Origin of the sequence: Comamonas sp., from assembly GCF_009360615.1 — a bacterium.
In the GTDB taxonomy this organism is placed as follows: domain Bacteria; phylum Pseudomonadota; class Gammaproteobacteria; order Burkholderiales; family Burkholderiaceae_C; genus Comamonas.
In genome coordinates this window covers 1-8,693 of record NZ_SPEY01000091.1, presented here as the reverse complement: position 1 = coordinate 8,693, position 8,693 = coordinate 1, and the positions used below count along the sequence as shown (strand labels likewise).

6 protein-coding genes are annotated in these 8,693 nt (G+C 63.9%); all 6 read right to left on the bottom strand.

Features of this window, described 5'->3' with window-relative positions:
* Positions 1-391: 391 nt before the first annotated feature.
* The gene (locus E2583_RS20885; protein ID WP_291598275.1) at positions 392-1,054 is read right to left on the bottom strand and encodes an RluA family pseudouridine synthase; all 663 of its coding nucleotides are present in this window, start codon (positions 1,052-1,054) and stop codon (positions 392-394) included.
* Positions 1,051-3,255 carry a PAS domain-containing sensor histidine kinase gene (locus E2583_RS20880; RefSeq protein WP_291598273.1) on the bottom strand — a complete coding sequence of 735 codons (2,205 nt, stop codon included), beginning with the start codon at positions 3,253-3,255 and terminating at the stop codon, positions 1,051-1,053. The genes E2583_RS20885 and E2583_RS20880 overlap by 4 nt, the downstream gene beginning before the upstream one ends.
* Before the next feature lie 236 nt (positions 3,256-3,491).
* Positions 3,492-6,395 (bottom strand): aminomethyl-transferring glycine dehydrogenase, encoded by a 2,904-nt coding sequence (gene gcvP / locus E2583_RS20875; RefSeq protein WP_291598271.1) that lies wholly within the window; start codon positions 6,393-6,395, stop codon positions 3,492-3,494.
* Between the two features lie 90 nt (positions 6,396-6,485).
* Positions 6,486-7,037 carry a MolR family transcriptional regulator gene (locus E2583_RS20870; RefSeq protein ID WP_291598270.1) on the bottom strand — a complete coding sequence of 184 codons (552 nt, stop codon included), beginning with the start codon at positions 7,035-7,037 and terminating at the stop codon, positions 6,486-6,488.
* Positions 7,038-7,084: 47 nt separating this feature from the next.
* The gene (gene gcvH, locus E2583_RS20865; protein ID WP_043002936.1) at positions 7,085-7,459 is read right to left on the bottom strand and encodes a glycine cleavage system protein GcvH; all 375 of its coding nucleotides are present in this window, start codon (positions 7,457-7,459) and stop codon (positions 7,085-7,087) included.
* A 122-nt stretch (positions 7,460-7,581) separates the two neighbouring features.
* Positions 7,582-8,691 (bottom strand): glycine cleavage system aminomethyltransferase GcvT, encoded by a 1,110-nt coding sequence (gcvT, locus tag E2583_RS20860; protein ID WP_291598267.1) that lies wholly within the window; start codon positions 8,689-8,691, stop codon positions 7,582-7,584.
* Between the last annotated feature and the right edge of the window lie 2 nt (positions 8,692-8,693).

Below are 8,693 nucleotides of genomic sequence, written 5' to 3'. Positions count from 1 at the left end.
CAGGGCGGCAACAACGGTTTGCATGCGGAACGGAATGCTCATGAGGACTTCCTTAATCTCGAGAGATGTTCGAAAAGCGCGATTGCTGCCATAGCAGCTCGCGCAAAGAAGCTCAGATTAATCGAGTGGCCAACGAAGGCAACAGGGTATGCAGGGGCTGGTGCAGGCTTTCGGTTTTTGCTATGCCGTGCATAGCAGCTATTACCCAAGGGCTATGGCTTGGCTTTCGTTTGTGATGTATATGCGTGGGCCGGGCCTCAACACGGCTGCAAGTGTCCGTATCAGCGCTCATCCGGGGCCGATTTCCGGGTTTTTCGGCGTGGTGTCGAAGGGTTTCTGTTGCGGTGCAGCAACTCTTGGTGCTTGACGGCTGCTGCAGATTTGATTCTGCTTAAAAACCAGGCGCGCTGTTCAGGCACAGCAAGGCGCCGGTGATCGGGTGTGCCAGCTCCAGTGCGGTCGCATGCAGCAGCAGCCGGGCGCTGGCGCTGGCTACCGCATCGTCGGCATAGAGGGCATCACCCAGCATGGCATGGCCGAGGGCCGCCATATGCAGGCGCAGTTGATGCGTACGGCCTGTCAGAGGGCTGAGCAGCACGCGCGTGCAGGGCAGCCCTTGCTGTTCGGCGTGCGCCAGCACCCTCCATAGCGTCTGGCTGCTTTTGCCGGCCGCAGGGTCGATGACCCGCAGCGGCCGGCGCTCCCAGTCGGCCGCAATCGGCAGATCGATCAGTTGCCAGCCCCCAGCATCCGCGGTTTCCGGTGAGGCCTGCAGATCGCCGGCCACCACGGCGATATAGCGCTTGTCGACCCTGCGCTCCGCAAAGGCCTGGCCGAGCTGACGCTGCACGCCCGGATTGCGCGCCATGATGACCAGACCTGAGGTGGCCTGATCAAGCCGGTGCACCACCAGTGCATCGCCGAAATGCCGCAGGGCGCGCAGGCTCAGGCAATCTTGCTTGTCCGGGCCGCGGCCGGGCACGCACAGAAGGCCCGCGGGTTTGTCCAGCACCAGCAGATGCTCGTCTTCATAGACACAGTTCAATGCACTCATTCAGGCATCTGTCGGTTGTTTCCGGGGTTCAGCAACTCATGAACGGTGGCGCAGAACTCCTGCACATCGTTGGGTTTGTGGATCAGGGCCCTGGCGCCGGCTGCTATCGCGGCCTGCTCGATCTCGGCCGTCACATAACCGGAGGCCAGCGCCACAGGAAGCTGCGGGTTGATCTGCAGGGCCTGCCTGAGCAGGTCCAGGCCGCTGAAGCCGGGCATGTTGTAGTCGGTGACGATGAGATCAAAGCGCTGGGGCTCGCTTTGCAGGGCCGCCATGGCCTCGCGCGGGTCGGTAAAGCCCGAGACTTCGTAGCCGCGGCGACGCAGCAGGCGCTGGAAAAGAAAGACCAGGGCCTGATCGTCATCCACATACATGACATGGCTGGCGCGCGCGGCCTGAACCGGCTCGGCCAGCGGTGTTTCGGGCTTGTCCGTGCGCACCGGCGCGGATGCCGGCTGACTTCCGGTCGGCTGGTTGAGGGGAAAGTACAGCGTGAAGCAGCTGCCCTGGCCCAGTTCGCTGTGCACATCGACGGCACCGCCATGGGTGCGCATCACGCCATGGACCACCGACAGACCCAGGCCCGTGCCCTGGCCCACCGGCTTGGTCGTGAAAAAAGGCTCGAAGATGCGGCGCTGGGTCACGATGTCGATGCCCGGGCCTGAGTCCTGCACCATGAAGACCAGGTATTCGGCCACGGGCAGCCCCAGGCGTTCGCATTGGTAGTGGTCGGGCGCAATGCGCATGGCCCGCATCTGGATGATGCCGCGCTGGTTGCCGATGGCCTGCATGGCGTTGTTGCAGAGATTGAACAGCGCCTGTTCCACCTGGGTGGGATCGGCCATCAGCGGGGGCAGCTCCGGGCAGTCCAGTACCTGCAGCTCGATGGAAGGCGGCAGGGTCACCCGCAGCAGGCGTGCCGTGTCCGACATGACTTCCTGTACCTGAACGGGGCGCCGCTCGGGCAGGTCATTGCGGCTGAAGGTCAGAATCTGGCGCACCAGGTCGCGCGCTCTGCGACCGGCTTTTTCGATCTCGCGCAGGCTCTCCATGGCGGCCGGGTTGCTGGCGCTGTCGGCCTTTGCGAGTTCCACATTGCCCAGGATGGCGCCCACGATGTTGTTGAAGTCATGGGCAATCCCGCCAGCCATGGTGCCCACGGCCTGCATTTTGTGGGATTCGCGCAGCTGGGTTTCCAGTGCATTGCGCTGGGCTTCGGCACGATTGCGGCTGGTCAGGTCTCGCGCAAAGATGGTCGTGGTGTCGCCGCTGCTGTGGTGCTCGAAGGAGACGCTGATTTCCATGGGGATCTCTCGCCCCGCCAGGGTCAGCCCCGTCATTTCTCCCAGCACAGCCTGCGTGGTCAGGGAGGAAAAGGCCAGAGCCCGTGCCGCATCGGGCAGGAAGCGTTCCAGCGGGCTGCCCAGCGCATCCTGGGGGGAGCACAGAAACAGGGCCGCTGCCGTGGGGTTGAAGACGGTGATGCGCTGGTACTGGTCGACGCAGATGATGGCATCCAGCGCGGAGTTGATGACCGATTCCAGCCGTCTTTCGCTGGCGTAGAGCTGTTGATTGCGTTCCTGCAATGCCTTGCGTTCGGCCAGCAGCGGACCCTGGTTGACCACGGCGCACAGATACTGCCATGTGGCCGGACCATTTTGCTGGGGCACGACCACACCGGCCACATGCAGGTCGCCGCAGAGTTCGAATTCTTCGGTGATCTGGAACAGCACCTCGTGCACTTCGGCGCGGCCCAGCGCCTTGGCCTGCTCGAAGGCCGTGGTCACACGCTCTGCATCCTTGAAGTGCACGAAAGGCCTGAAATTGATCAGCAGCCGGTCTTTCTCGGTGGGCTGAAATGCGCGGTGCGCCATGGCATTGGCCTGCACCACCATGTCGTATTCGTCGACGACCAGCAGCGGCAAAGGAATGCTGGCAAACAGTGTCTCGAATCGCTCCGACGCGCTCTCGGCCACGGCCTGGCTGTAATTGAGCACCTCGTTCTGCAGTTCCAGTTCGTGCTGGTAGTTGCGCAACTCCGCCACCAGAGCCTGCAGCGGGTCCTCGTCCTCCGGAACCAGCGGTTGGGTGCTGGCGCTCAGCCCCAGCGGGGCTGCTCCTGGTGCCAGCAGGGCATGCAGGGGCAGACCGCTGTCGATCGCAGGCAGCAAGGGGGTGGGCGTGGTTTCGGAGGAGCTCATGGGACAGGCGCAATTGCCGGCAGTGTAAGCCGGTCCTCGCCATTGGCCTAGAAAAAGAGGGCCGCCGGTCGGTTTTTCGCTCCGTTCGAGGCTATGCCCGGCCTCAGCTGCGCGCAGGGCATGGGACCCGCAGACCCATCCGCACGACAGCAAGGTGCGGTTCGTTGCTTGAGTCGGGAGGACAGGAAGCCAGTGCGACCGGAGCGCACTGGTTCTGGCGGCGGAGGGGCGCTCTCTCAGCCCGCGTATGCCTCCATGGGCACACAGCTGCAAAACAGGTTGCGGTCGCCATAGACGTTGTCCACGCGGCCCACGGGGCTCCAGTACTTGGCGCGCCGAAGCGCCGGCAGGGGGTAGGCGGCTGTCTCGCGGCTGTAGCCATGCTGCCAGTCTGACGTCAGCAGGGACTCTGCCGTGTGGGGGGCATTCTTGAGCGGGTTGTCATCCCGGGGCAGCCTGCCGGCCTCCACGTCGGCAATCTCCGCGCGGATGGCGATCATCGCCTCGATGAAACGGTCCAGTTCATGCAGGCTCTCGCTCTCGGTCGGCTCCACCATCAGCGTGTTGGGCACGGGAAAGGACAGCGTCGGAGCGTGGAAGCCGTAGTCGATCAGACGCTTGGCAACGTCCTCGGCCATCACGCCGCAGCTTTCCTTGAAGTGGCGCAGATCCACAATGCACTCATGGGCTACGTGGCCATACTCGCCCGCGTACAGCGTGGGGAAGTGCTCCTTGAGCCGCGCGCTGATGTAGTTGGCGTTGAGGATGGCGGTCTCGGTCGCCAATTTAAGGCCCGGTTCGCCCATCATGCGGATATACATCCAGCTGATCGGCAGCACGGCTGCATTGCCCAAAGGCGCTGCGCTGACCGCTCCCACCGGGCGGATGTCGCCTGCGGTGGCGTGCCCCGGCAGGAAGGGCACCAGATCTTCGACCACGCACACGGGGCCGACGCCGGGGCCGCCGCCGCCGTGAGGAATGCAGAAGGTCTTGTGCAGGTTCAGATGGCTGACATCGCCGCCGAACTCGCCGGGCGCGGCAAGGCCAACCAGGGCGTTCATATTGGCACCATCCACATAGACGCGGCCGCCATGGCTGTGCACCAGCTGGCACAGTTCCTTGACCTGGGTTTCGAACACGCCGTGTGTGCTGGGGTAGGTGATCATGATGCAGGCCAGATTGGCGCTGTGCTTCTCGCAGGCCCGCTTCAGATCCGCCATGTCCACGTTGCCGTTGTCATCGCATTGGGTGACCACGACCTGCAGGCCCGCCATTTGCGCGCTGGCCGGGTTGGTGCCGTGGGCGCTGCTGGGAATCAGGCAGATATTGCGGTGTGCCTCGCCGCGCGACTCATGGAAGGCCTTGATCGCCAGCAGACCCGCGTATTCGCCCTGGCTGCCCGCATTGGGCTGCAGGCTGATGCCCGCGTAGCCCGTGGCCTGACACAGCCAGTCGCGCAGCTGCCGGTCCAGCTCGGCATAGCCTTGCAGCTGGTTGGAGGGCGCAAACGGGTGAACGTTGGCAAATTCGGGCCAGGTGATGGGGATCATCTCGCTGGTGGCATTGAGCTTCATGGTGCAGCTGCCCAATGGGATCATGCTGCGGTCCAGGGCCAGGTCCTTGTCGCTGAGGCTGCGGATGTAGCGCAGCATGGCGGTTTCGGAGTGGTGGGTGTTGAAGACCGGGTGGGTCAGATAGGCTGTGCTGCGCTGCAGGGACTCGGGGATCAGGGAGGCCGGGCCTTCGTCCATGGCCTCGATCGTGGGCAGCGTCTGACCCTCCTGGGCAAAGATGCTCCAGAGTAGCTCGACATCGGCCCGGGTCGTGGTTTCGTCCAGGCTGATGCAGAGATATTCATCCCAGGCCTTGCGCAGGTTGACGCCCCGGGATACGGCACGGGCTGCCAGGGCATCGGTTGCCTCCCGGGTATGCAGGCTCAGTGTGTCGAAGGCCGTGTCGTGGTGATGGGCGCTGAAGCCCAGCTGGGCCAGACCCCGGCTCAGGATCGCCGTCAGGCGTGCCACCCGCTGGGCGATGCGCTTCAGCCCCTGGGGGCCGTGGTAGACGGCATACATGCTGGCGATCACGGCGGGCAGGACCTGGGCCGTGCAGATATTGGACGTCGCCTTTTCGCGGCGGATATGTTGTTCGCGCGTCTGCAGCGCGAGGCGGTAGGCGGGCTTGCCATGCACATCGACGCTGACGCCCACCAGGCGACCAGGCAGGCTGCGCTTGTATTCGTCGCGGCAGGCCATGAAGGCTGCGTGCGGGCCGCCTGCGCCCATGGGCATGCCGAAGCGCTGGCTGTTGCCCACGACAATATCGGCACCCCATTCTCCGGGAGGTGTCAGCAGGGTCAGGGCCAGCAGGTCGGTAGCCACGATGGCAGCCGCCTGCTTGGCGTGAATGGCTTGTACATCGGCCTTCCAGTCCACGATCCAGCCGCTGGACGCGGGGTATTGGATGACCGCGGCAAACAGATCGCCAGCCAGCGCGGCCTCCCATTCCTGCTGGCTGTTGGCGACTATCACGTCGATGCCGATCGGACGTGCGCGGGTCGCTATGACTTCAATCGTCTGCGGATGCAGATCACCGGCGAGCACGATGCGGTTGCTGCTGGATCTGACAGAGCGCCGGGCCAGCGTCATCGCCTCGGCGGCAGCAGTCGCCTCGTCCAGCATCGATGCATTGGCAATCGGCATGCCGGTCAGGTCGGTCACCATGGTCTGGAAGTTGACCAGTGCCTCCATGCGGCCCTGCGAAATCTCGGCCTGGTAGGGAGTGTAGGCCGTGTACCAGGCAGGGTTCTCGAGGATGTTGCGCAGGATGACGCCCGGCGTGTGCGTGCCGTAGTAGCCCTGGCCGATAAAGCTCTTGAGAACCTGATTCTTGCTGGCGATGGCCTTGAGTTCGGCCAGCGCAGCGGCTTCGGTCACCGGAGCGGGAAGATCCATGGGCCTGGTGCGAGCGATGGAGTCGGGCATCACGTCGCGAATCAAGGCGTCCAGCGAGGGCTTGCCGATGGCGGTCAGCATTTTTTGCTGCTCATCGGCGTCCGGGCCTATATGACGGGGGATGAATTCGTGACTGTTTTCCAGCGCTTCCAGGGAAGCGACGGGGGCAGGAGGCGACATCAGCATGGGAGGGACCTATTCTCAAATACTGTGACTGACGGTGTGCATGCCAGGCATGCGTGAATGCCGTATGCCTGCAGGCATACAGCCGGTGCTTCAAGCAGCGCTGGCCTGTTCCAGCGCGGTGTTCATCAGGGCCAGGCGTTCGCTTTCCTGGTCGGCATATTCCCAATCGGGATATTTGCTGCGTGCCACGGTGTTCAGCCATTGTTGGCAGGCCAGGGCAAGCAGGGCCTGCTGGTGCAGATCGGCATCGATGCAGCCCGTGATCTTGAACTGGCCAAAGGCCGTGGCCACGTGGGCGCGGCAGACCGAGCGCAGATAGCGCTGGTTCATGTCGTCGCTGGCCAGCCACTGCGCCTTGGCTGCATTGTCATGAGCCAGCATGTCCCCGGGCACGGGCAGATCCCAGTCGCTCAGTTGCTGGCGCAGAAAGCGCAGCGCCCTGGCGGGCTTGACGCCCGTCTGCTCCTGGTACCACGCTTCAAGAGCGGCCAGTGTGTCGTTGCCGTCATCGTTGCCGAAGGGGCTGAAGTCGTCACCGCAGTCGTAGTAGAAGTCCTGGGTCGCGACGCACACAAAGGCCGGGTGGCTGGTCTCGCGGGCGAGACCGACTTCCGGATCGTCGAAGTACTGGTCGGTGCTCATGGCTGCATGCAAAAACGGCCTTCGCAATGCGAGGGCCGTCGATACGCTTAGTTGTCCTTGGCAAAGTCGTTGTAGGCGGTCTCTTCCATCAGACCTTCGAGCTCGCCCACATTGCTCATCTTGACCTTGAAGAACCAGCCTGCGGCCAGCGGGTCGCTGTTGGCGAGCGACGGGTCATCGCGCAGGGCTTCGTTGACTTCGACGATCTCGCCGGTCACGGGCATGTAGACATCGGCAGCAGCCTTGACGGACTCGACCACGCCTGCGACATCGCCGGCCTTGAAGGTGGAGCCCACGGCAGGCAGATCCACAAACACCACATCGCCCAGCGCATCCTGTGCGTGTACGGTGATGCCGACGATGGCGGCATTGGTGTCAGCGGCGTTGATCCACTCGTGTTCTTTGGAATACTTGATGCTCATGAAAAGCTCCAGATGGGGGATTCAGGGGAATCGGGTGTTGTTTGAGAAAGGTCCAGATCGCACTTTAGCGGTGTTCTGGCCGCTGTTTGGCAAACTGGCCCGTCTCATCCGCGGCGGCAGACCTAGCCGCGGTAGTAGCGGGTGGGAACGAAGGGCGTGGCGACCACTTTCATGGGCACGGGCTTGCCGCGCACCATGGCGAAGATTTCCGTATCGATGGCGGCGTAGTCGGGCTCGACATAGGCCAGCGCCACGGGCTGGTTGAGCGTGGGGCTGAGCAGGCCGCTGGTAATGTGGCCGATATGCTGCCCGTCCATGTTCTCCAGCACAGCGGGCTCGCGCACGGGAATGCGCTCCAGCGCAATCAGGCCCACGCGCTTGCGGCGCAGCGATTGCGGGTTCTGCAATTGCTCCAGCACGATGGCCGCACCGGGAAAGCCTCCCGCGCGTTCGCCGCCGCTGCGGCGCACCTTCTGCATGGCCCAGTTCAGCGCGGCTTCGACGGGCGTGGTGCTGGTGTCGATGTCGTTGCCATACAGGCAAAGTCCGGCTTCAAGGCGCAGCGAGTTGCGCGCGCCCAGACCGATGGGTGCCACCTCTGGCAGGGCCAGCAAAGCCTCGGCAAAAGCTGTTGCCGCTTCGCCGGGCAGGGAGATTTCAAAACCGTCCTCGCCCGTGTAGCCGCTGCGCGTGATGTAGAGCGCATGGCCTTGCCAGTCGAAGTGGTTGCCGGTCATGAAGACCAGAGCCGTCACACCGGGAATCAGGCGCGCGAGGGCTGTGGCGGCTTGCGGGCCTTGCAGGGCCAGCAGGGCGCGCTCGGGCAGAGGAATGACCTCGCAGCGGCTGGCGATGCGGCTCTGGATATGGGCGATGTCGGCCTCTTTGCAGGCGCCATTGACGATGAGGAACAGATCTTCACCACGGTTGACGAACATCAGATCGTCCAGAATGCCGCCTTGCTCATTGAGCAGCAGGCCGTAGCGCTGTTTGTGCAGGCCCAGGTCCATGACATCGACGGGCATCAGCGATTCGAGCGCGGCGGCGGCATCGGGGCCGCGCAGCAGCAGCTGGCCCATGTGCGAGACATCGAACAGGCCGGCGGCCTTGCGGGTGTGCAGGTGCTCGGCCATCAGCCCTTGAGGGTATTGCACGGGCATGGAGTAGCCGGCAAACGGCACCATGCGGGCACCCAGTTTCTGGTGCAGGGCAAACAGCGGTGTGGAACGCAGAT